The organism is Psychrobacter sp. 72-O-c (genome assembly GCF_904846605.1).
In the GTDB taxonomy this organism is placed as follows: Bacteria; Pseudomonadota; Gammaproteobacteria; order Pseudomonadales; family Moraxellaceae; genus Psychrobacter.
This window is the reverse complement of the sequence record NZ_CAJHBI010000016.1, coordinates 25,305-46,431: the sequence shown is the minus strand read 5'-3', so window position 1 is coordinate 46,431 and position 21,127 is coordinate 25,305. Positions and strand designations below refer to the sequence as shown.

The following is a 21,127-nucleotide window of genomic DNA, read 5'->3' as shown; positions in this document are numbered from 1 at the left end:
GTAATCGTGTTCTTTATAATTACTAAATTGGCGTTTATTACTGAATGAGATATTCAGCCATTTAATTAAGAACTAGCTAAGAATTGTAAACTTATTTCTTGACAAAAAAAAGCAACCCGATAAGAGGCTGCTTTTAATATACAATCTAAACAATATTTTCGTTGCGTTAACAACATACTAATCTAAGTATCTATGTATCTTTTAGCAGTAAGGTCGACTAATAATCAGTCACCCTTAGCAGCGGTTAAGATTAGATAGCTTCGATTTGCTCAGCTTGTGGGCCTTTTTTGCCATCACCTAAGATGAAAGACACTTTTTGGCCTTCAGCTAGGGTTTTAAAACCGCCACCTTGGATAGCGCTGTAGTGAGCGAATACGTCTTGTCCGCCATTGTCTTGAGCGATAAAACCAAAACCTTTAGCTTCATTAAACCACTTTACAGTGCCTTCAACTTTATCTGACATAAATTTTCCTAACTCTTTAACTGTTGGTGAGACGTGTGTCATCACCGATTAATTGATATATACTCGTCAAATTTGTGAGCGGAAACTCAGAACAAATAAGTTGTTTACGTTTATAGTATATTCACATTATTTGTCTCAAATCCTACGAGTACAAATTTATTATAGCAGCTTTTATTCTCAACGGCAGATTAAATTATATGTTTTTGTAAACATTTAGTTAGTTAAAGGTAACCACGGAGAGCCCAACACTAATAGACACAGTGCAAAAAATATCAATGAGAACGACTGGCTATAAGCAATGTATTTAGACGGTATAACCAAATCTTTGGGAGAGTCTGGAATACCTTTACGCTTGAGCAAACGTGTACCGTAGACCCAACCAAAGATAGTATAGATTCCGTATGCGGCAGGAACGGCAGTGGCTAATGGCGTTAAGTCAATCACATACAACATCATTACAGAGACGAAGAACCAAGCTGTATCTAATAAGGAGCTAATTTGAAAGAATGGCGATTTGGGTAGCTTGCCATCAGTGCGCTTGAGCATTTCTCCTTCTATCCAGATGAGGACGGCAACTATAGCGCTGAGGACAATATATGCGAACTGCGGCGTCAGCCAGTCTGGAAAAGGTATTTGCACAACACACAACCTGTAATCTAAGAATAAGAAAAAATAAATGTAGCATCAGCCAGCCAATCAAGTGCTATGCCGCATTTATATATTAGGCAGTTGACACCGCTTTTCAAGCCAAATACTAAATATGGACCAAAATCCATTCCCCCGACCGACCCACAGAATATTTAATTATAAAAAAACCCATGCCATCAAATCGATAACATGAGTAATAAATATTCTTTAGCGTCATTAATTAATACTTTATAACAGCTCAAAAGCTAATAAATAACGATTTAGTTCTTTTCTTTATCGATAATTTTGTTGCCACCGATCCAAGGCATCATACCGCGTAGTTTAGCGCCTGTAAGTTCAATCTCATGCTCAGCGTTGTTACGACGACGAGCAGTCATTGATGGATAGTTAGTCGCACCTTCAGTAATGAACATTTTAGCGTATTCGCCAGACTGGATACGCTTGAGCGCGTTACGCATGGCTTCACGTGATTGCTCATTGATAATTTCAGGACCAGTAACATACTCGCCATACTCAGCGTTGTTGCTGATTGAGTAGTTCATATCAGCGATACCGCCTTCATACATCAAGTCAACGATAAGCTTTAGCTCATGTAAGCACTCAAAGTAGGCCATTTCTGGTGCATAACCGGCTTCTGTTAAGGTTTCAAAACCCATTTTAACTAGCTCAACAGCGCCGCCACAAAGTACCGCTTGCTCACCGAAAAGATCGGTTTCTGTTTCATCTTTAAAAGTCGTTTCAATAATACCTGAACGACCACCACCAACACCGGCAGCATAAGATAGCGCCAACTGCTTGGCTTGACCTGAGGCGTCTTGATAGATTGCGATAAGATCAGGAATACCGCCACCTTTAACAAATTCTGAGCGAACAGTATGACCCGGTGCTTTAGGAGCAATCATAATCACGTCAAGATCTGAGCGCGGTACTACTTGATTATAATGGATCGCAAAACCATGAGCAAAAGCAAGCGTCGCACCTTCTTTAATATTAGGCTCAATCACGTCATTATAAAGCTCTTTTTGGAATTCATCAGGGGTCAGAATCATGACCACGTCAGCCGCTTTTACTGCATCTTTTGCTTCAGCAACTTTTAGGCCCGCATTTTCAGCTTTTTTCCATGAGGTTGAGTTAGCACGTAGGCCAACAATCACATCAACGCCAGATTCTTGTAGATTTAGTGCGTGTGCATGACCTTGTGAGCCGTAACCAATAATGGCAACTTTCTTGCCTTGGATGATAGATAGATCACAGTCTTTGTCATAAAAAACGTTCATAAGTAGAGTCCTTTTCCTCAATCATGGATAGCCATGGGCAGTAAACGCTTATATCACAACCATTATATTAAAATAGTTTGATGTATAAGCATGATGTTAAGTTTTAAATAAATAAGCTTTATATAGGGTTAATCTCAATGGCTTAGATACTTTTGATCTCTTAAATGCTGGCAATTGTCTAAATACTTTCAATTTCTCAAATGATAGAGACAACCGCAAATATTATACGCTTAGCGTTTTTTCACCGCGAGCAATACCGATCACACCTGAGCGTACCACTTCTAAGGTACGTTCACGACCAATGACATCAATAAAGCCGTCAAGCTTGGCCGTGTCACCGACTATTTGGATAGTGTATATATTGGCATTGACGTCCACAATTTGCGCACGAAAGATATCAGCGCTACGCTTAATCTCTTCACGTACGTTGCCCGTAGCGCGAACTTTGATCAGCATTAATTCGCGCTCGACGTGTACGGTATCAGATAAGTTCAGCACTTTGACCACTTCAATCAACTTATGCAATTGCTTAGTGATTTGCTCAATCTTTTCAGGTGACGTGATGGTGGTCAGCGTCAAGCGTGAAATCGTCGGATCGTCTGTTGGTGCGACGTTTAGTGTTTCAATATTATAACCGCGCTGGGAGAACAAGCCGACTAACCGCGACAACGACCCCGCTTCGTTTTCCATCAAGACCGAAATCAGATGCTGTTGTTGTTGCATTAAGTACGCTCCCCTTTTGATAACCACATGTCACGCATCGTTTGCCCAGCGATTTGCATCGGATACACATGCTCATTACGATCAACATAAACGTCAATAAATACTAGCTTGTCTTTCATTGCCATCGCTTCAGCAATCTGTGCTTCCATAGTCTCAGGATCAGTGATTTTGATCCCAACGTGACCATAACTTTCGGCTAATTTCACAAAGTCTGGTAGCGAATCCATATAAGACTGCGCGTGACGGCCTTCATACAGCATGTCCTGCCATTGCTTAACCATACCCAACTGCGCATTGTTTATGTTTAAGATCTTGACTGGTAGATTGTATTGTAAGCAAGTTGACAGCTCTTGAATATTCATCTGAATAGAGCCTTCCCCAGTGATACAAACCACATCGCGATCAGGGTTGGCAAGCTTAGCCGCCATTGCATACGGCAAACCGACGCCCATAGTACCAAGCCCGCCCGAGTTAAGCCATTGTCCTGGTTCTTTATAGGTGTAATAAAGTGCAGCAAACATTTGATGTTGACCGACGTCACTGGTGATAATAGCATCGCCATTGGTTACTTTGCATAGGGTTTGTACGGCACTTTGCGGCTTGATGCCATTGTCGGTACTAGTGTCATAACGCAAACCATGACGCTTACGCCATTCATCAATTTGTGACCACCAATCTAATAAGGCATGCTGCTCTAGTTTTTTATCTTCACCGATAATCTCTAACATATCTGTCAGTACCGACTTTATATCACCAACGATAGGAATATGAGCAAAGATAGTTTTAGAGATAGAGGTGGGATCAATATCGATATGAATAATGGTCGCGTCAGGACAGAATTTTTTGACATTGTTGGTCACACGATCATCAAAACGTGCGCCGACTGCCAAAATGACGTCCGCATGATGCATACTCATATTGGCCTCATAGGTGCCATGCATACCCAGCATACCCAAGAACTGAGGGTCAGAACCAGGAAAAGTACCCAGTCCCATCAAAGTATTAGTCACAGGTAAATTTAAGCGGTGACCAAGCTCAGTCAACTCTTTGTGAGCTTTACTCCAAATGACACCACCACCCGCATAAACTACCGGGCGTTTCGCGGCGAGTAAGGTCTCAACTGCTTTTTTGATTTGACCGCTATGGCCTTTAATCGAAGGCTGATAAGAGCGTACGAACACCTCTTTTGGATATTCATAAGCGTATTTTTCGCTAGGCGCGGTCATGTCTTTAGGAACGTCGATAACCACAGGACCGGGACGACCAGCCTTGGCAATATAGAAGGCTTTTTTGACAATCATCGGAATTTCGCTGGCATGACGTACTTGAAAACTGTGTTTAACGATCGGACGAGATACCCCAATCATATCGGTTTCTTGGAAAGCATCTTCGCCGATTAAGCTACTTGGTACCTGACCTGCGATTACGACCATCGGCACTGAATCCATAAAGGCAGTGGCAATAGCAGTGACCGTATTAGTCGCGCCAGGGCCAGAAGTCGCTAGCACCACGCCGGTATCACCGGTAACCCGTGAGTAAGCATCTGCCATATGACCGGCTGCTTGTTCATGACGCACTAAGATATGCTCAATTTGATCCTGCTGAAACAAAGCATCATAGATATGAAGGACAGCACCGCCTGGGTAGCCAAAAATGTACTTGACCCCTTCATCAGTCAACGCTTGCACCAGCATCTCAGCACCTGATAGCATTACTGGCTGATCACTATTTTCAGCGAGCTTTTGCTGCTTTTCAGGGAAATTTTTGGCGGCATTGGCCGTTTGGGTATGTCCGGTCATGTTCGGACTTTGTGTAGTCTGTGTCACTGTCATCACCTTTATTTTGCGGCGCAGACTGATATCATTTTATAGTATAAAACAGATACACTAAAGCGTTGCTGTTTACTACTTATAAAAACAATCTCTAGCCCTTGTCCATAACAAGAATGTTTGCCCACTATGCCAAAGTACAGCTGCTCGATAAAATAAACAGCAGACTGCTTGAACATAGCAATTTTTAAGGTCAGCTTTGTGACAGGAGGTTATCGATATACTATGACAAGACGCAAATGCATCTATAAAAGAAGCTTATTATTTGCTAGAAATGCGAGCTATCGTTGCTTATAAACGCGGTGGTATAGAATGATAGGACAAATGTCAAAGCTAATGCCAAACCATACGGCACGCTTATCAAGAAGTGACCAGACGTCAGCACGTTATATTGTGCTTTCTATTAGCGTAATATAACAACAGATATTATATTTAACACATTTAAAATAATAAGTTTATCTTAGTCATTGTAGACAGATAAGTCCGGAGACAATAAACACAGTCACTAATAGCTATTATTATAACTACTATACGTGCTGTACCATTGTCACAAAGTAAATAAAACTACCTAAGCTACCGATAAGCAACCCGTAGTCATTATTTTCAAGTGCCACGGCAATATCATAAATGCCGCTCACTGACCAATCAACTGCTATTATATTCGATGGTTTGAGCTCTATTGTCAAGAAAAACTTCTAACACCCACCCCTAACTATTGGTTATTAAATAATATACATTAATAAGATTTTTTTGCTAAAATCAAATGCCACTGTATGGGTAAGCGCATTAACAGACCGATATGATGTTTTTATATAAACACGCACACTTATTTTTTATCCATTAAAAGGATTGCTACTATGGCGTCTGCGTCTATGATAAATACCACGACCAAGCTGCTTGTTAGTATCGTTGCCGCGTGTATGCTAATGCTATCTATGAATGCGAGTCACGCTATTCAAGTTTATAAGTCAATTGGAGCGCATGGTGAGGTTAAGTACAGCCAACATGCACCACAAAACGGTAAAAATATCGAAGTCATTGAGTTTCGTAGCGATGGCAGGCAAACCAATGTAGGACAATTGGCGGGCAAAACGGATATCAACCAAGAGGATAATACCCAGAGTGCAGAAGAACAGCGAGTCGCACAATTAGAGGCGCGCATTGAGGATCAAGAAGCACAAGCGAATGCTCAGCGTTGTCAATCGCTACGTAATAACTTAACCAACCTCAATGTTGGTGGCCGTATCTATGAGATGGATGCCAGCGGTAAACGTGAATATCTTGATAGCCGTGAAATTGAGCTTAAACGTGAGCGTGTCCAGCAAGCGATTAGTCAATACTGTGGCAATGCAGCTACCTAGTCTTTTTATCACTTAAGATTAGAGTTATTTTGGCTTGGCTAGTTCTAATCAGTAATTAATTGCATTACATGGCGGATGGCCGCAGGCATGTCTTGTGCTTGCAAGCCTCGCTGTCCAATCAATAGCGATACGTGGTCATCACCGTGACGAATCGGCTGATTGACCAGCGCATCTCCTGCCAGTCCATGAATAAGGACCGCTTGGTGTAAACCATGCGATTCATCTTTCAAATCTTGCTGTGCTAATAAACCAGCAGTCACACCCGATAATACATCGCCCATGCCAGCCGTTGCCATGCCGGCGTTACCAGTACTACAGATGTATACTTGCGGTTGCTCTAATACTTGTTCTAGTACTAAAGAGCCCGCCCCTTTTAACACCCAATCGCCGCCATACGTCGTCGCGCATTTTTTGATAGCTGCTAATCTATCGTCTTCTACTTCACTTATCTTTTTATCAAGCAATCTAGCGGCCTCACCACTATGAGGCGTCAAACAAACTTGATGCTCAGTACTGTATTTTCGCAGCTGAGTAACCAGTTCATGATTCTCAACTTGTAACGATGCTAAATGGTAAAGACCATCGGCATCTATGACTAGAGGCTTACCTTGTACTATCGCAGCTTGAATATAGCTGACAAATAAAGCTTTTGCTTTTTTATCCCGACCCAGCCCCATGCCAATAGCAACGATACTAGCGTCTTCAATTAACTGTTTAACCCCATCCTCATCATGCAAATTAATAGTCATAGCGTCCGGTAGCGAAGTCAATAACGCCCCATGAAAGGCTTCATGACAAGCAACAGTAATCTTGCCCGCTCCTGTCGCCATCGCACTGGAGGCAGATAATATTGCAGCTCCACCCATACCTTGTGATCCATCAATCCGATTTCCTCCAATGATTAACACATGGCCATAGCTACCTTTATAGCTGTTTTGTCGGCGCGCAGATAGTTTATGTGCAGTGTTAAGTAACGTAGCAACTGGCATCAACGCTTGATTAGTCGTTTGATAAGGTATCAACGGTATATCGAGAACTTCTCCGCTATAGTCCATGCCGTCTTTGGTATGTAGACCAAATTTACGTGCAATCAAACATAGGGTCACATCAGCCTGTATCGCTATCTGCTCGAATACTTGACCTGTGGAGGCGACGAGACCACTTGGAATGTCAACGGCGACCACCAGTGTCTCAGATGACTTATCTTGCTTAGTAACACAATTAAAAGTATTGATTGCTTGCTCATAAACGCCTTCTAGCGCACGATCTAGGCCAATACCAAACAGCGCATCAACATAAACGTCAGCTTGCAAGGCGGCATCCTTATGATCATTTTGATTGTAATTACTATCTTCAAAACGCTGATAAGGACAATTGGCAGATAGCGCTAACTGCTGAGCCTTTTTCGCGTCAGATACAGAGGCTTGCTCAGTTTTATTGTTTTTATCAAAGCTACTTTTATTAAAATCATCTTTATCGAAGCCGACCGTTATGACTTGTACCTGCCAGCCTGCTTGCTGCAAATAATAAGCAATTAGCCAACCGTCACCGCCATTATTACCTTGTCCTACCCAAATGCTAACTCGCCGCTGTCGATTATTACTCTGCTGAGTCGGGCTCGTACCTGATAAATGAGAGAAACGATATTTTCGAGCATGCAGCTGTTCGATATACTGTGCCATCTGCCAAGCGACTTGCTGCATTAGCCCAAAGCTATCATGACCTTGTGCAAACCATGCTTGCTCCATCGCATATAGCTGCTCGCTGCTATATAGTGCGATAGGCCTCGTTGTCTCTGACAAAAGTAAAGTAGATTGCGCTTGCATGGTTGATCCTCGATTGTTCCGCTACTGATTTATAAGTTAATTTCTGTTAACTTACACTTTATTAACTCATATAAGCTTAGCAAAACCTTACCTAGCCTTATGTATCAATCTTATATATCACCCTATCTAGCAAGGACAATGCTTATTTATTTTCTTTTAAGCTTGCGCTATTGGCCAACTGGCTTATCATAATGATATTCACGCCATCATTTACTGTTATATATAAATACTAAACCTCGAGTAGCTATGTCATCTAACAAAGCCAAACAGCCTTCATCAACGCTTAGTAACGCATCAAAAGAAAATATCACGGTCAATAATACGCCGACCTTTGCGACGACAACAGAGGTAAAACGTTGGATTAAAACCCAAGCGCAAGCCTTAGGATTCGCTGATTGCGGCTTTTTATCGGTGCATCATCCTTTGTTTATTAAGCAAATGGAACAGCTACAACGCTGGCTAGGTAAAGGTTATGAAGGGCAATTACAGTTCATGCATAACAATCATGATCTACGTGCTCACCCTGAAAAGTTGGTAGAAGGTGCAAAAACCATCATAAGTGTCCGCATGGATTATCTCACTCAAGCACCGACACCGCGAACAGTCGCCGACAATGCTCGTCCCAACCATGGCATCATTGCCCGTTATGCACGCGGGCGTGATTATCATAAAACTATGCGGGGGCGTCTAAAAAAATTAGCGCTACAGATTGAAGCCATGCTACCTGAGTGGCAGCATTTAGATATTGGTGCTGAGACAGATTTTATTTTCCGACCGTTTAGCGACTCTGCTCCTATCTTTGAGCGACCCATAGCCGACGCGGCAGGACTTGGCTGGACAGGCAAACATACCTTATTGCTTAACAAACAAGCCGGCTCATTCTTTGTGCTAGGCGAGCTATTTATGAGTCTTGAGCTGCCCGATGATCAGCCGGTAGAGGCGCACTGTGGCAGTTGTAGCGCTTGTATTGATATTTGCCCTACCCAAGCGATTGTCGCGCCCCATGAGCTTAATGCCGCCGCCTGTATCTCTTATCTTACTATAGAACATGAAGGTTCAATTGATACTAAATATCGCCGCGCCATTGGTAATCGCGTATTTGGCTGTGATGACTGTCAGCTTATTTGCCCATGGAACCGCTATGCCCAACTGACGGTAGTAGATGACTTTGCACCTAGGCATCAACTTGATAACAGCAGCTTGCTTGAATTATGGCAATGGCAGGAGGCAGATTTCTTACAAAATACCCAAGGTAGTCCACTCAGACGTACAGGTTACGTCAACTTTTTGCGCAATATCACTATTGGTTTGGGTAACGCCAATGCCAGTACCGATATCATTACGCAATTACAGTCTAAATTGGGTATTCATAGCGACATGCTTGATGAACATATTGATTGGGCAATTAATGAGCAGCAAGAAAAGTTGAATAAACCTACGTAATACCCATTTACTAAATGAAAATATGGACAATAAAAAAACGCCTTTTAGATTATAAAAGGCGTTTTTTATGTTTATCGTTTTATGCTAATTTATCGTTCTACACTAAACCGTTCTACACTAAGTAGAATAACTATGGAAAATATAGCTCATTAAAGCCAACGCTTTAATAATATTACGGCTTAGGGATACGTAACACTTGACCAGGATAGATTTTATCTGGATCAGAAAGCATAGGTTTATTGGCTTCGAATATACTCATATAATCACTAGATGAACCATAAACGTCTTTGGCAATTTTAGACAAGCTATCGCCCGATTTTACAGTGTACATAGTGGATTCAGGAGCATCTTCTTCAATATCGATATTATCGATTACTTTGGCAACGTTCTGCACGTTACCGATAGCGATAATGGCTTTTTCACGGTCGGCCTGAGTTTTAGCACTACCGCTGATTTCTGCAGTATCTGTTGAACCGTTATATTTAACTTTCAAGTTACTAATGTTAAGATTTTGCTGTTGAATACGACGTAGAAGAAGGCTAGCAACCGACTGAGCAGAAGGTTCATTGTCTTTTACTTGCGTATTTGCATCTGCTTTTGTTTCTGCTTTAGCATCATGTTTTTCATCATCACGATTAAAAATCTTGTCACCAATGTCTTTTGCAAAACTGAACATTCCCATGTGTAAATTCCTTGAAGTATTGTTATTAGTTATCAATGTCTATTATTTATCAGAATAACAATCAGATATTTTTGAAAATATTTTCAATAACAGCTTCATTGCTACCGAGCATAAGTATAACAAAGACCCCCTGCTTGCATAGTTTTGCATAGTAAGAGTATGTTGAATAATGTTAAATTCACATGGCTTGTGTAAATAGAATTCGGATAAAGTTATTCATATCTGAAGCTAGCTCTATAGTATTCGTAGCTAAAGACAGTCTTACAGAACTTTCCTACAGACAGGCACAAAAAAACCGCTTACCCTGACGGGTAGGCGGTTTAGCAGAATCTGCTAAAACAACAGCTACTTATAGCTGAGCTTGTACATAATCAATTGCTTTTTGCACAGTGGTCAATTCTGCTGAATCTTCGTCAGGAATAGTAATGCCAAAATCACTTTCAAATGACATAACCAGTTCAACTAGGTCTAATGAATCAGCACCTAGATCTTCCATAAATGAAGCTTCGTTGTTAATGTCTTCAACATTCATGCCCAATTGCTCAGCTACTGCAGATTTTACTCTTAACTCGGTATCATTACTCATATAGACTTCTCCTTTTTCATCTATCATTTTTTAAAAAATTGTAATAATGCTATTTTTTACGCTTACGGCATTATATAAGATGGCACTCATCAAATCAGTGTTGCCGATTTAGTACCCTATAACACGTTATACGTTTTGTCTAATGTTCGATAAAGCCCTACTATCATACAGGGCTTTGACATAAAAGTATCCGTTATTATAGCACCATTTATTAGAGTTTACACTCGTTCACACAAAGTTTTATTATAAGTATGTAATGACTTTTTTTGAATTACATATATATTCCACCATTGACGGGAAGAACAGCTCCAGTGATATAGCTGGCCTCATCACTCGCCAAGAACAGTACCGCAGCAGCAATGTCTTCTGGCTGACCAAGACGGTTAATAGGGACGGCATCTAGCATAGAATTTAGTAGGCGCTCATCAAGATCATCAGTCATATCTGTTTCGATTAAACCTGGGGCGACACAGTTGATGGTCACTTGCCGTGACCCAATTTCGCGCGCAAGCGTACGACTGAAACCTTCGACCCCAGCTTTCGTGGCCGCATAATTAGACTGTCCAGCATTACCCATCTGTGCAACTACAGAACTGATATTAATGATACGTCCACGTCGAGCTTTCATCATACCGCGAACGGCGCGTTTGCTCATCCGATACACCGATGTCAGATTGGTATCGACAACATTTTCCCAGTCATCATCTTTCATGCGCATCAACAGACCATCCTGAGTAATACCCGCATTATTCACCAACACTTGCACGGCACCGTAAACACTTTCAATCTCTTCGAATAGCTTATCAATTTGCGCGCTATCACGCACGTCTAGAACACGACCAATACCGCCGGAGTCATGTAGATAGCCATCGATAAGCGTTGCGCCTTTTTCAGTGGTCGCGGTACCGATGACGAAATGACCCTCTTTAGCAAAGCGTTTGGCGACTGCTTTGCCAATACCACGGCTGGCGCCAGTGACTAAAGTAATCGTTCTACTCATGATAATACCTCTATTAGTTTATCTAGGCGAGCAGGCTTGTCTACCGGGTAACTGGCAATAGGTTGCGCTTGACGTTTGGCCAGATTGCTCAGTACATTACCACTGCCGCATTCAATTAGGATGTTAATTTGTTTATCAGCCAGCTCCTGCATGGTCTGTGACCATAACACAGGCTCGCTTAGCTGCTCGGTCAGTGCCTGCTTGATACCTTGAATACTGGTCTCAACTCGGGCATTGCGGTTTTGAATAACCGGAATATTAGCTTGATCAAATTTAATCGCTGCTAATGCTTCAGCCAATGCGCTAGCTGCTGGACGCATCAATGCACAATGTGAAGGCACACTGACCTTTAGAGGAATGGCCTTTTTGCCGGTATTCTGTACTTTGTCAATCACAGCAGTAACGCCAGCAGCATTACCCGATACTACAACCTGACCTGGGCTGTTGAAGTTTGCCGCACCAACAACTGCCCCATCGACATGCTCAGTCGCCTGCTCACACAAAGTCTCAACGCGATGATCTTCTAGACCTAATACTGCTGCCATAGCCGTATCAACCCCCTCAACTGCTTGTTGCATCAACTGACCACGCTTATGTACTAAGCGTACCGCATCAGCAAGAGAGATCACACCAGCAGCACAAAGGGCACTATATTCACCCAAAGAGTGACCGGCCAAAAAACAAGGTTTTTTATCCATTTTTTCTTGCAAAATACGCCAAATGGCGATGCTAGCAGTCAATAATGCGGGCTGGGTATACTGAGTCTGGTTCAGCTGTTCTTCATTTTGACAGATTGCCCACAAGTCCTCACCAAGCGCAGCGCTAGCCTCAGTAAAGGTATCCTGAATTTGCGGGTAGAGTTCAGCAAGCTCGGTAGTCATACCGACCACTTGAGACCCTTGTCCAGGAAAGATAACCGCGATGCGAGTTGACTTTGTTGTTGTCATATTGGTTGCAGATGCCATAGCCAATATTCCTTATGTAATTGGAAATATCCCTCAAATGAATAAGGGCGTTATTCTAAAATTAGATGCTATTTTGAAAATTTATTCTTAGATGCTATTTTAACAAGTCATCAATCATAGCTGATTAATAGCAAACTATACACTGATGCATACTATTATTATAGAGGATGAGAAAACGAAGCTTATATTTGTATAGAAAAACGCTACTGATGCTATAACTGATTTTTGTAGCGGTTGAACAATCTCAACATTAGAGCTAAAAATACGGCGTTAGCCAAATAGCACATAACAAAAAGCCAAGTTATCCGACCACAAAATATGTGATAGCGACATAACTTGGCTTTTGTTAACTCAATGCATATTGCTTAATGATATTTGTCAGGAATTATCTTAGTTAATATAGCCACTACTATAATTCTGCATCAACTATCATGTAACCAATAGATTAAGCGTCTTGACTGACTTTGAACAACTGACGACCACGATAAAAACCATCTTTAGTCATATGATGACGACGATGTTTTTCACCAGTGGTGGCATCTACGCTGAGCTCAGCTACAGTCATGCGGTGATGTGAACGGCGCATGTCACGACGTGAACGGCTTTTGCGGCTTTTTTGAACGGCCATGATATAGCTCCTATACTTAAAGGGATAAGCTTAAAATTCAGCTTTCATCGATACTGACAGAGGCTATATAATCACAACAACCTAAGTCTTACGCATCATTAATAAATAGTTTGCCACGTGCATTAAATTACTGGTTGAGTCTAAAATCTATAGATAATTCGCTCAATCAGTTTCTACCTGCAAGCAGCGTGTTGCCAGAATGCAATAAACGGAACATTATACGCATGTTTAACTGATTAATAAAGCCCTGCCTTTCACTGTTATGTATAAAACTGCTAAAAGGCAAGGCAACTAATTTTAATCGAGACAGTTTGCTCTAAAAAGCTAAGCTCATTGAGGCGCTATTATGCTTATAGCTTACCTTTTAATGAGGCCAATGCCGCAAATGGATTTTCGTTTTCTTCTTCCGGTATGTCTCCTACCTGCTCAACAGCCATCTCACAATCATCATGCTTTGTTGCCATTGGAATTTTGAGCAGTATCTCATCTTCAACTAATTTTTTAACGGGTAACAAACGCTCAGGCGTCTGATCGCTAACCACCTCATTTAATAGTAAATAGTCTTGCTCATCATCAACTGTGCGTACTTGGCTATCATCATCTAGTAATGCAATATCATAATCATCGGTGATATCAATTGCTATAGGTTGCAAACAGCGTTGACAGTTAAGCCACATCTCTCCTGTTATTTTAAAGGCAAGATGCAGAACATTGTTTTGGCGATATAAATTGGCTTTCATTTGCAATTTTGGTTGCTCATGCTCTGTGGTCAGTTGCGTAGCCAGACGTTCAAAAGTCGTCGGCACCACCTCACCTTGCCATTCAAAACCATTATCAGCCCACCTGTCTAAAGAAATATGTTCAGGCATAGGCGTTGTCATAGGCGCTTGAGTAGCATCGGTGTCAACCGCTAATGGTTTGTTTACTGGAGTACTTGACATGCACGGCCTCATTGGTCAAAAACGGTGTATAATATTGCCTGCCATACTAACCGAAAGCTCAAGATGACGCTAGCGCTAGTGTGTTACGATTTTTGACATTTGACGCGATAATACTTTTATTAAGCACAGTCAAAAACCGCGTTTTTTTGATATCTGCCTCTTTATTCGGTTAACTGTTTACTTATGATCTCTCAAAACACCAATACTGATTTTTCTACATTATTGAACGTTAATGATGCTGAGGTGTTGTTGCAACAATTAGTCAAGTTGGAAAGTGAGATAGAAAAGATTGATGACCCAATAAAACCTTATACAAAGGAATATTTCAAAAATTTAATACAGCAAGGGCAACAGTTGTACCATTTTGACCGATACGATAGGAATCAAACTACTGATACTGATACTGAGGACAGCGAACAACTCGCTACTGATTGGTTGATAACGCTATTTGATACGCTATTTGCCAGCCAAAAGGTACAATTGGTTCGTGGTAATGATGAGCCAGAGTATATTCCTGCTTGTGATACCAATCCTGCACGTATTGAATTTGCTCATGGTTTTTTTGCCAGTGCTTTACATGAGCTTAGCCACTGGAGTATTGCTGGCGAGAAGCGTAGACAGTTGGCTGACTTTGGCTACTGGTATGCACCAGACGGTCGTAACGCTGCCCAGCAGCAGGCCTTTGAGCGTTTAGAGATTAAGCCACAAGCTTTAGAGTGCTTATTTACCCTTGCGTGTAAACGACCGTTTCGGATTTCACAAGATAATTTATTTGCTGATTTTGATACCAGCGCTAGTACTTTTGCTGAAGATGTTTATCAACAAGCCTCTCAGTATATTGCAACGCCTAAAAACCTCCCTCGCGATGCCAAAACTCTGTTACGGGCATTGTTGACTGTTTCTACTACTTACTAGCTCAAAATTAGTAGCTTAAAACCATCAACGACGCTTTGTACTCGTTGTCATTCTATATCTCGTCTGTGATATTTAATAGCCATCTACCAAATAATCACTTACCAAATGATTACTTACTAAATAATTACCTACTAATAGTAACTTCTTGCCCCTATAACCCACATTTGTTTTAGCGCTATACTGACTAAGTAATGAGCGATTTTTATCTAAAGATTTCTATCTAATGGCTATTTTGAAATTATAAGTAAAAGTTAAAATCAGAAAAGAGACATTTTCAATCAAACAGATCAGATCAATAGCGATGCTCAACTAACAACCACAAGTGCACAAAGTCAAAATTATAACACCTGTAAAGATTATTAAATAAGGAGCCGTCATGCAAACCTTCTACATTCACTCTGAAAACCCGCAGCCACGTCTCATTGAGCAAGCCGCTGACTTATTACGTGCTGACCAACTACTCATCTATCCTACCGATACCAGCTATGCGTTTGGTTGCCGTCTAGGGGCTAAAGATGCTCTTGATAAACTTAAACAAATTCGCGAACTTGATGATAAGCATCAGTTCACCTTGCTATGTCGTGATTTAAGTGAGATTGCTACTTATGCTGCAGTCGACAATGTGCAATTTAAAAAGCTTAAAGCCCATACGCCAGCACCCATCACCTTTATTTTAAACGCCACTAAAGACGTACCTAAGAAGCTGGCTCATGCTAAGAAAAAAACCATTGGTATCCGTGTCCCCAGTAATCCGATTGCTCAAGCATTATTGACAGCGATGGATGAGCCTATTTTAACCAGTTCACTGATATTACCCATGCATGACCGGGTATTAGATGATCCATTCGATATCGAAGAACTATTAGGTCATCAGATAGATGGTTTGATCAACGCTGGTATACAAACTACCAAACTGACTACTATTGTTGACATGACTAGCAGCCAACCAGAAATCATTAGACAAGGTGCTGCCGATGTAAGTTCACTGTTATTATAGATAAGAGACGGATATAAACGAAAAACACTGTAATCGAAAATAGATATTCTAAATACAAAAGTTAAAAGACAAGCGCATAAAAAAGCTCCAATAAATTGGAGCTTTTTTATGCAATATACAGTTAGCGTGTAAAGTTAGTCACGATCAACTAATTCTACGTAAGCCATTGGCGCATTGTCACCATCACGATGGCCACATTTTACGATACGCAGATAGCCACCTGGACGCGTTTGGTAACGAGGACCTAACGTGCCAAATAGTTTGCCTACCATAGCTTTACTACGCATACGGCTGAATGCTAGACGGCGATTAGCAACGCTGTCGTCTTTAGCCATAGTAATTAACGGCTCCGCGACACGGCGTAACTCTTTAGCCTTTGGTAATGTTGTTTTAATCAGTTCATGCTCAAATAATGAGTTGGTCATGTTCTGGAACATTGCTTTGCGATGACTGCCGGTACGACCCAGCTTGACTCCACTCTTACGATGGCGCATGGTCAAATATCCTTAAAGTTTAACGGCTACGATAAGAAAAGCGATCATCAACACGTAAATCAGCTGGAGGCCAATTATCAAGGCGCATTCCAAGCTCTAAATCTTTAGATGCTAGCACGTCTTTGATTTCCGTTAATGATTTCTTACCAAGATTTGGGGTTTTAAGTAGTTCAGTCTCTGAACGCTGGACCAAATCACCGATATAGTAAATGTTTTCAGCTTTCAAGCAGTTGGCTGAGCGAACCGTTAGTTCAAGATCGTCCACAGGGCGTAATAGCACCGGATCAACCTCTTCTTTTTCTTTCACAGGCTCAGGCGCTTCTTCAGCTTCTAGGTCAACAAAGATAGAAATCTGTTGTTGCAAGATAGTCGCTGCTTTACGAATTGCTTCTTCTGGATCAATAGTGCCATTAGTTTCAAGCTCGACGATAAGACGGTCAAGATCGGTACGTTGTTCTACACGTGCGTTCTCGACCTGATAAGCGACTCGTAGCACAGGGCTAAAGCTTGCATCAAGCTTTAAGCGGCCAATTGCTTTGGTGTCGCCATCTTCACGGCGCTGATTTGCTGGCTCGTATCCACGACCCATAACTACACGCAAACGCATCTTAAGATGACCACGATCGCTTAATGTACCCAATACCAATTCTGGATTGATAATATCGACATTATGCGGCAAAGTGATGTCTGCGGCAGTGATGGTGCCTGGACCTTGTTTATCCAAGGTCAAAAATACTTCATTTTGGTCATGAAGAGTAATAGCCAAGCCTTTTAAATTCAAAAGCAGGTCAAGTACGTCTTCTTGCAAACCCTCAAGAGTTGAGTATTCATGGTCAACACCATCAATCTCAGCTTCAATAACGGCAGCGCCAGGTAATGAAGATAACAAAATACGACGTAAGGCATTCCCTAAGGTATGCCCAAAGCCGCGTTCTAACGGTTCGAGCGTGACTTTCGCAATTGTTTCGTTAACCGTATCCACGTTAATGGCGTTTGGCGTTAGAAACTCAGTTGCATTTAGCATCATGATGTCACCTCGATTTATTAAACTGGTTTAATTAACGTTATTTATATTTACTGGTATTATTTACTGACATCAATGTTCATTGATATCAGTATTAAAATCAGTCATAACGTCAGTTACTTAGAGTATAGCTCAACGATTAAGCTTTCGTTGATTTCAGCAGGTAGATCAATACGATCAGGCGCTTGTTTAAACGTGCCTTGTAGTTTGCTGTGATCAACATCTAGCCACTCTGGGATACCACGTTGGGTAGCCAGTTCAATAGCGTTTTTAATACGCAGTTGTTCGCGAGACTTCTCTTGGATAGCGATGACATCACCATCTTGCAGCTGGATTGAAGGAATGTTCACACGAACAAACTCTTCACGGCCAGCTCTTTTTACCATAACAGTACGATGGCTGACTAGCTGACGTGCTTCGGCGCGAGTTGAGCCAAAGCCCATGCGATAAACCACGTTATCTAAACGGCGCTCTAACATGGCTAGTAGGTTTTCACCGGTAGCGCCACGCTTACGAGCAGCTTCTTTATAGTAGTTTGCAAACTGGCGCTCTAGTACACCATAAATACGCTTAACTTTCTGCTTTTCACGCAGCTGTAAAGCATATTCTGAGGTCTTATTACGGCTAACGCCGTGTTGACCAGGTGGACGACCAGCTTTCTTCGTTTTTACGTCATAAGGTTTAACGCCAGACTTAAGTCCTAAGTCTGTCCCTTCGCGACGTGATAATTTAAGTTTTGGTCCAATATAGCGGGCCATATTCATGTCTCCTGTAAGCTTTTGGGATAAAAAGCTTCGTCTTTAATATTAGACGCGGCGCTTTTTCGGCGCACGGCAACCATTGTGTGGGATTGGGGTTACATCAGAAATACTGTTAACTTTATAACCCAACGCACCTAGTGCTCTTACCGCAGACTCACGACCCGGTCCTGGTCCTTTGACCAAAACATCGATATTCTTAACACCATATTCTTGAGCCGCTTTACCAGCGACTTCAGCTGCAACCTGGGCTGCAAATGGTGTAGATTTACGTGAACCACGGAAGCCTTGTCCACCTGAGGTGGCCCAAGCCAAAGCATTACCTTGACGATCGGTAATCGTAACAATGGTGTTATTAAAAGACGCATGGATATGGGCTACGCCCTCCGATACTGAACGACGAGTCACCTTCTTGCGACTACGAGTGTCTTTTGCCATCTTTTAGCTTCCTAAGTTAATTATCTTTTGATTGCTCTACGTGGACCCTTACGAGTACGCGCATTCGTTTTCGTACGTTGACCATTTACAGGCAGGTTACGACGATGGCGAATACCACGATAACAGCCTAAATCAACCAAACGCTTGATATTAATTGAAACTTCACGGCGAAGGTCACCTTCGGTCATGTAATTTGCAATTTGTGCACGGATAGCATCTAACTGTGTATCATCTAACTGACTGATTTTAGTGGTAGGGGCAATACTAACTGCTTCTAAAATTTTCTTAGCAGTAGTACGACCTACACCAAAGATGTAAGTTAGTGAAATAACAGCATGCTTATTATCCGGAATGTTAACACCGGCAATACGAGCCATTGATTTCTCTCCATTAAAGAAAAATAAGCGATACTCTTAAAAAGAACGCGTTATTTTTCAGATTCATTGCTGTCGATACTTGTTCGTTAGTAGCTTATTTCATCGTACTAACTTGCTTAGCAAGCTGGCTAATGAAGTCAAACTATAAAAAACATAAGTACAAACTACGGCAAGTGGCGGATGATAGCGCATCCGCCGTTATTTTTCAAGTATTAATTAAATTTATAGTATAAGCGTATTGCCTTATACTAAGTATCAATTAACCTTGACGTTGTTTGTGGCGAGGTTCTGATGTGCAAATAATATGCACACGGCCTTTACGGCGTACAACTTTACAGCTACCGCAAATCTTTTTAACTGATGCTTGAACTTTCATAGCATACTCCTTAAGATATCGCACCGCTCATTTAAGATTGAGTGGGCGACTGAATTAACGTCTGATCATGATATTGATGGGTCATCAAATGCGCTTGGATCTGCGAGATGAAGTCCATTACCACAACCACCATAATCAGTAACGACGTACCACCGAGATTGAACGGCACACCGAATGCTGACTGGATGACCATCGGCATTAAACAAATAACCGTCATGTATATCGCGCCAATAAAGGTCAGTCGGTTCAATACATGGTCAAGGTAACGCTGAGTTTGTTGTCCGGGGCGGATGCCTGGAATATACGCACCACTACGTTTAAGGTTTTCGGCAACTTCACGAGGACTAAAAACCAATGCCGTATAAAAATAGCAAAAGAAAATAATCATCGCACCGAACAGAACTAAATACAGCGGCTGTCCAGGAGACAGCACCAAAGCCATATTCTGCAATATCTTTTGTACAAAGGTGGGATCAGTTGAATGACCGACCCACTGCCCTAAACTTGCTGGAAATAACAACAACGAACTGGCAAAAATAGCAGGAATAACCCCTGCCATATTAATTTTCAACGGCAAATGTGACTGCTGCTGAGCATATATTTTACGGCCTTGTTGTTGCTTTTGAGCGTAGTTTACGGGAACACGGCGCTGGGCTCGTTCAATATAAACGATACCAGCCGTCACCGCGACCCCTAGTATGATAAAGATAAATAGTACAATCAAGTTCATCTGACCTTGACTGACCTGTTCGATAGATTGCGAAATCATGCCTGGCATACCGGCAACAATACTGGCAAAAATCAGCATTGAAATACCATTACCCACGCCACGCTCTGTAATCTGCTCACCAAGCCACATTAAGAACATAGCACCAGCTACCAAGGAGGTAACGGCTGGGATATAAAAGGTAAGACCGCTAGACAAAGTCAAATTCTGACTGATCAGGCCTGCACACATTCCTAATGACTGCACGAGAGCTAAACCTAATGTCCCTTGACGGGTATATTTGTTTAGCTTACGCCGTCCTGCTTCACCTTCTTTTTTAAGTGCTTCAAGTGACGGCAGTACCGCTGACATCATCTGTACGATAATCGACGCTGAAATATACGGCATGATGCCAAGCGCCATGATAGACATACGCTCGAGCGCACCACCTGAGAACATATTAAACATGCTCAAAATGGTGTTTTCATTGCGCGAAAACAAGTCTGCCAAGTTAACCGGATTAATACCGGGTACAGGAATATGTGACCCTAAACGATAAACAATCAATGCGCCGATTAAAAACAGTAAACGCGTCCACAGCTCATCATACTTACGTATAAAGGCAAAAGGATTGAGCGGTATACCAGCCGATGACATTGATTGCTTTGAC

The 21,127-nt window shown here is 41.8% G+C and carries 23 protein-coding genes; 4 read left to right on the top strand and 19 right to left on the bottom strand.

All coding sequences use genetic code 11. From position 1 onward, the window contains the following. Window positions 1-250 precede the first annotated feature (250 nt). The 5 genes from JMX97_RS07660 to JMX97_RS07640 form a co-directional block, all read right to left on the bottom strand. Entirely contained in the window at window positions 251-463 is a 213-nt protein-coding gene (locus JMX97_RS07660; RefSeq protein ID WP_010196799.1) for a cold-shock protein, read from the bottom strand. Window positions 464-676: 213 nt separating this feature from the next. Next, window positions 677-1,102: a hypothetical protein gene (locus tag JMX97_RS07655; protein ID WP_201556548.1), complete on the bottom strand. Its 426-nt coding sequence runs from the start codon at window positions 1,100-1,102 to the stop codon at window positions 677-679. A gap of 269 nt (window positions 1,103-1,371) precedes the next feature. After that, complete coding sequence (ilvC, locus tag JMX97_RS07650) at window positions 1,372-2,388, bottom strand: ketol-acid reductoisomerase (RefSeq protein WP_201556547.1); 1,017 nt, start codon at window positions 2,386-2,388, stop codon at window positions 1,372-1,374. Between the two features lie 222 nt (window positions 2,389-2,610). Further along, the gene (ilvN, locus tag JMX97_RS07645; RefSeq protein WP_201556546.1) at window positions 2,611-3,111 is read right to left on the bottom strand and encodes an acetolactate synthase small subunit; all 501 of its coding nucleotides are present in this window, start codon (window positions 3,109-3,111) and stop codon (window positions 2,611-2,613) included. Beyond that, window positions 3,111-4,823 carry an acetolactate synthase 3 large subunit gene (locus tag JMX97_RS07640; protein ID WP_201556575.1) on the bottom strand — a complete coding sequence of 571 codons (1,713 nt, stop codon included), beginning with the start codon at window positions 4,821-4,823 and terminating at the stop codon, window positions 3,111-3,113. The genes ilvN and JMX97_RS07640 overlap by 1 nt, the downstream gene beginning before the upstream one ends. 974 nt (window positions 4,824-5,797) lie before the next feature. Here JMX97_RS07640 and JMX97_RS07635 point away from each other — a divergent pair. After that, window positions 5,798-6,301: a DUF4124 domain-containing protein gene (locus tag JMX97_RS07635; RefSeq protein WP_201556545.1), complete on the top strand. Its 504-nt coding sequence runs from the start codon at window positions 5,798-5,800 to the stop codon at window positions 6,299-6,301. Between the two features lie 44 nt (window positions 6,302-6,345). Here JMX97_RS07635 and JMX97_RS07630 read toward each other — a convergent pair whose 3' ends face one another. Then, complete coding sequence (locus tag JMX97_RS07630; protein ID WP_201556544.1) at window positions 6,346-8,127, bottom strand: NAD(P)H-hydrate dehydratase; 1,782 nt, start codon at window positions 8,125-8,127, stop codon at window positions 6,346-6,348. A gap of 246 nt (window positions 8,128-8,373) precedes the next feature. Between JMX97_RS07630 and queG the strand changes: the two genes are divergently transcribed. Next, a complete protein-coding gene (queG, locus tag JMX97_RS07625) occupies window positions 8,374-9,570 on the top strand; it encodes a tRNA epoxyqueuosine(34) reductase QueG (RefSeq protein ID WP_201556543.1) in 1,197 nt (398 codons plus the stop codon). Between the two features lie 172 nt (window positions 9,571-9,742). Here the strand turns inward: queG and lysM are convergent, their stop codons facing one another. From lysM to JMX97_RS07595, 6 genes are all read right to left on the bottom strand, one after another. Next, complete coding sequence (lysM, locus tag JMX97_RS07620) at window positions 9,743-10,252, bottom strand: peptidoglycan-binding protein LysM (RefSeq protein WP_201556542.1); 510 nt, start codon at window positions 10,250-10,252, stop codon at window positions 9,743-9,745. A gap of 349 nt (window positions 10,253-10,601) precedes the next feature. Beyond that, complete coding sequence (acpP, locus tag JMX97_RS07615; RefSeq protein WP_201556541.1) at window positions 10,602-10,838, bottom strand: acyl carrier protein; 237 nt, start codon at window positions 10,836-10,838, stop codon at window positions 10,602-10,604. Window positions 10,839-11,109: 271 nt separating this feature from the next. Continuing rightward, the gene (gene fabG / locus JMX97_RS07610; protein WP_201556540.1) at window positions 11,110-11,838 is read right to left on the bottom strand and encodes a 3-oxoacyl-ACP reductase FabG; all 729 of its coding nucleotides are present in this window, start codon (window positions 11,836-11,838) and stop codon (window positions 11,110-11,112) included. Then, on the bottom strand, window positions 11,835-12,803 hold the full coding sequence (gene fabD / locus JMX97_RS07605; RefSeq protein WP_201556539.1) for an ACP S-malonyltransferase: 969 nt from the start codon (window positions 12,801-12,803) through the stop codon (window positions 11,835-11,837). Before fabD ends, fabG begins: the two co-directional genes overlap by 4 nt. 445 nt (window positions 12,804-13,248) lie before the next feature. Continuing rightward, a complete protein-coding gene (gene rpmF / locus JMX97_RS07600) occupies window positions 13,249-13,431 on the bottom strand; it encodes a 50S ribosomal protein L32 (protein ID WP_201556538.1) in 183 nt (60 codons plus the stop codon). 350 nt (window positions 13,432-13,781) lie between these two features. Then, window positions 13,782-14,372, bottom strand: a complete 591-nt coding sequence (locus tag JMX97_RS07595; RefSeq protein ID WP_201556537.1) for a YceD family protein — start codon at window positions 14,370-14,372, stop codon at window positions 13,782-13,784. A 183-nt stretch (window positions 14,373-14,555) separates the two neighbouring features. Here JMX97_RS07595 and JMX97_RS07590 point away from each other — a divergent pair, with 183 nt between their 5' ends. Further along, on the top strand, window positions 14,556-15,287 hold the full coding sequence (locus JMX97_RS07590) for an elongation factor P hydroxylase (protein ID WP_201556536.1): 732 nt from the start codon (window positions 14,556-14,558) through the stop codon (window positions 15,285-15,287). A gap of 376 nt (window positions 15,288-15,663) precedes the next feature. Beyond that, window positions 15,664-16,284 (top strand): L-threonylcarbamoyladenylate synthase, encoded by a 621-nt coding sequence (locus tag JMX97_RS07585; RefSeq protein WP_201556535.1) that lies wholly within the window; start codon window positions 15,664-15,666, stop codon window positions 16,282-16,284. Window positions 16,285-16,418: 134 nt separating this feature from the next. On the opposite strand, the gene rplQ is transcribed toward JMX97_RS07585, so the two are convergent. The 7 genes from rplQ to secY all read right to left on the bottom strand — a co-directional run bounded on the left by rplQ (window position 16,419) and on the right by secY (window position 21,114). Next, window positions 16,419-16,778, bottom strand: coding sequence for a 50S ribosomal protein L17 (gene rplQ, locus JMX97_RS07580; protein ID WP_201556534.1), 360 nt, complete (start codon window positions 16,776-16,778; stop codon window positions 16,419-16,421). Between the two features lie 19 nt (window positions 16,779-16,797). After that, window positions 16,798-17,805 (bottom strand): DNA-directed RNA polymerase subunit alpha, encoded by a 1,008-nt coding sequence (locus tag JMX97_RS07575; RefSeq protein ID WP_201556533.1) that lies wholly within the window; start codon window positions 17,803-17,805, stop codon window positions 16,798-16,800. Window positions 17,806-17,918: 113 nt separating this feature from the next. Then, window positions 17,919-18,560: a 30S ribosomal protein S4 gene (gene rpsD / locus JMX97_RS07570; RefSeq protein WP_201556532.1), complete on the bottom strand. Its 642-nt coding sequence runs from the start codon at window positions 18,558-18,560 to the stop codon at window positions 17,919-17,921. A gap of 48 nt (window positions 18,561-18,608) precedes the next feature. After that, window positions 18,609-18,998, bottom strand: a complete 390-nt coding sequence (gene rpsK, locus JMX97_RS07565; protein ID WP_058368279.1) for a 30S ribosomal protein S11 — start codon at window positions 18,996-18,998, stop codon at window positions 18,609-18,611. A 20-nt stretch (window positions 18,999-19,018) separates the two neighbouring features. After that, window positions 19,019-19,375 (bottom strand): 30S ribosomal protein S13, encoded by a 357-nt coding sequence (rpsM, locus tag JMX97_RS07560; RefSeq protein WP_201556531.1) that lies wholly within the window; start codon window positions 19,373-19,375, stop codon window positions 19,019-19,021. A 259-nt stretch (window positions 19,376-19,634) separates the two neighbouring features. Next, on the bottom strand, window positions 19,635-19,751 hold the full coding sequence (rpmJ, locus tag JMX97_RS07555; RefSeq protein WP_199507783.1) for a 50S ribosomal protein L36: 117 nt from the start codon (window positions 19,749-19,751) through the stop codon (window positions 19,635-19,637). Between the two features lie 31 nt (window positions 19,752-19,782). Next, window positions 19,783-21,114 (bottom strand): preprotein translocase subunit SecY, encoded by a 1,332-nt coding sequence (gene secY, locus JMX97_RS07550; RefSeq protein WP_201556574.1) that lies wholly within the window; start codon window positions 21,112-21,114, stop codon window positions 19,783-19,785. Between the last annotated feature and the right edge of the window lie 13 nt (window positions 21,115-21,127).

Bases quoted from the DNA above. Each gene is read 5' to 3' on its own strand.
- rpsD (WP_201556532.1), bottom strand. From the start codon at position 18,560: ATGGCCCGCTATATTGGACCAAAACTTAAATTATCACGTCGCGAAGGG.
- lysM (WP_201556542.1), bottom strand. From the start codon at position 10,252: ATGGGAATGTTCAGTTTTGCAAAAGACATTGGTGACAAGATTTTTAAT.
- fabG (WP_201556540.1), bottom strand. From the start codon at position 11,838: ATGAGTAGAACGATTACTTTAGTCACTGGCGCCAGCCGTGGTATTGGC.
- rpsK (WP_058368279.1), bottom strand. From the start codon at position 18,998: ATGGCAAAAGACACTCGTAGTCGCAAGAAGGTGACTCGTCGTTCAGTA.
- rpmJ (WP_199507783.1), bottom strand. From the start codon at position 19,751: ATGAAAGTTCAAGCATCAGTTAAAAAGATTTGCGGTAGCTGTAAAGTT.
- JMX97_RS07640 (WP_201556575.1), bottom strand. From the start codon at position 4,823: ATGCTATCAGGTGCTGAGATGCTGGTGCAAGCGTTGACTGATGAAGGG.
- fabD (WP_201556539.1), bottom strand. From the start codon at position 12,803: ATGGCATCTGCAACCAATATGACAACAACAAAGTCAACTCGCATCGCG.
- JMX97_RS07660 (WP_010196799.1), bottom strand. From the start codon at position 463: ATGTCAGATAAAGTTGAAGGCACTGTAAAGTGGTTTAATGAAGCTAAA.
- secY (WP_201556574.1), bottom strand. From the start codon at position 21,114: ATGTCATCGGCTGGTATACCGCTCAATCCTTTTGCCTTTATACGTAAG.
- JMX97_RS07630 (WP_201556544.1), bottom strand. From the start codon at position 8,127: ATGCAAGCGCAATCTACTTTACTTTTGTCAGAGACAACGAGGCCTATC.
- JMX97_RS07585 (WP_201556535.1), top strand. From the start codon at position 15,664: ATGCAAACCTTCTACATTCACTCTGAAAACCCGCAGCCACGTCTCATT.
- queG (WP_201556543.1), top strand. From the start codon at position 8,374: ATGTCATCTAACAAAGCCAAACAGCCTTCATCAACGCTTAGTAACGCA.
- ilvC (WP_201556547.1), bottom strand. From the start codon at position 2,388: ATGAACGTTTTTTATGACAAAGACTGTGATCTATCTATCATCCAAGGC.
- JMX97_RS07575 (WP_201556533.1), bottom strand. From the start codon at position 17,805: ATGATGCTAAATGCAACTGAGTTTCTAACGCCAAACGCCATTAACGTG.
- JMX97_RS07590 (WP_201556536.1), top strand. From the start codon at position 14,556: ATGATCTCTCAAAACACCAATACTGATTTTTCTACATTATTGAACGTT.
- JMX97_RS07635 (WP_201556545.1), top strand. From the start codon at position 5,798: ATGGCGTCTGCGTCTATGATAAATACCACGACCAAGCTGCTTGTTAGT.
- JMX97_RS07595 (WP_201556537.1), bottom strand. From the start codon at position 14,372: ATGTCAAGTACTCCAGTAAACAAACCATTAGCGGTTGACACCGATGCT.
- ilvN (WP_201556546.1), bottom strand. From the start codon at position 3,111: ATGCAACAACAACAGCATCTGATTTCGGTCTTGATGGAAAACGAAGCG.
- rpsM (WP_201556531.1), bottom strand. From the start codon at position 19,375: ATGGCTCGTATTGCCGGTGTTAACATTCCGGATAATAAGCATGCTGTT.
- rpmF (WP_201556538.1), bottom strand. From the start codon at position 13,431: ATGGCCGTTCAAAAAAGCCGCAAAAGCCGTTCACGTCGTGACATGCGC.
- acpP (WP_201556541.1), bottom strand. From the start codon at position 10,838: ATGAGTAATGATACCGAGTTAAGAGTAAAATCTGCAGTAGCTGAGCAA.
- rplQ (WP_201556534.1), bottom strand. From the start codon at position 16,778: ATGCGCCATCGTAAGAGTGGAGTCAAGCTGGGTCGTACCGGCAGTCAT.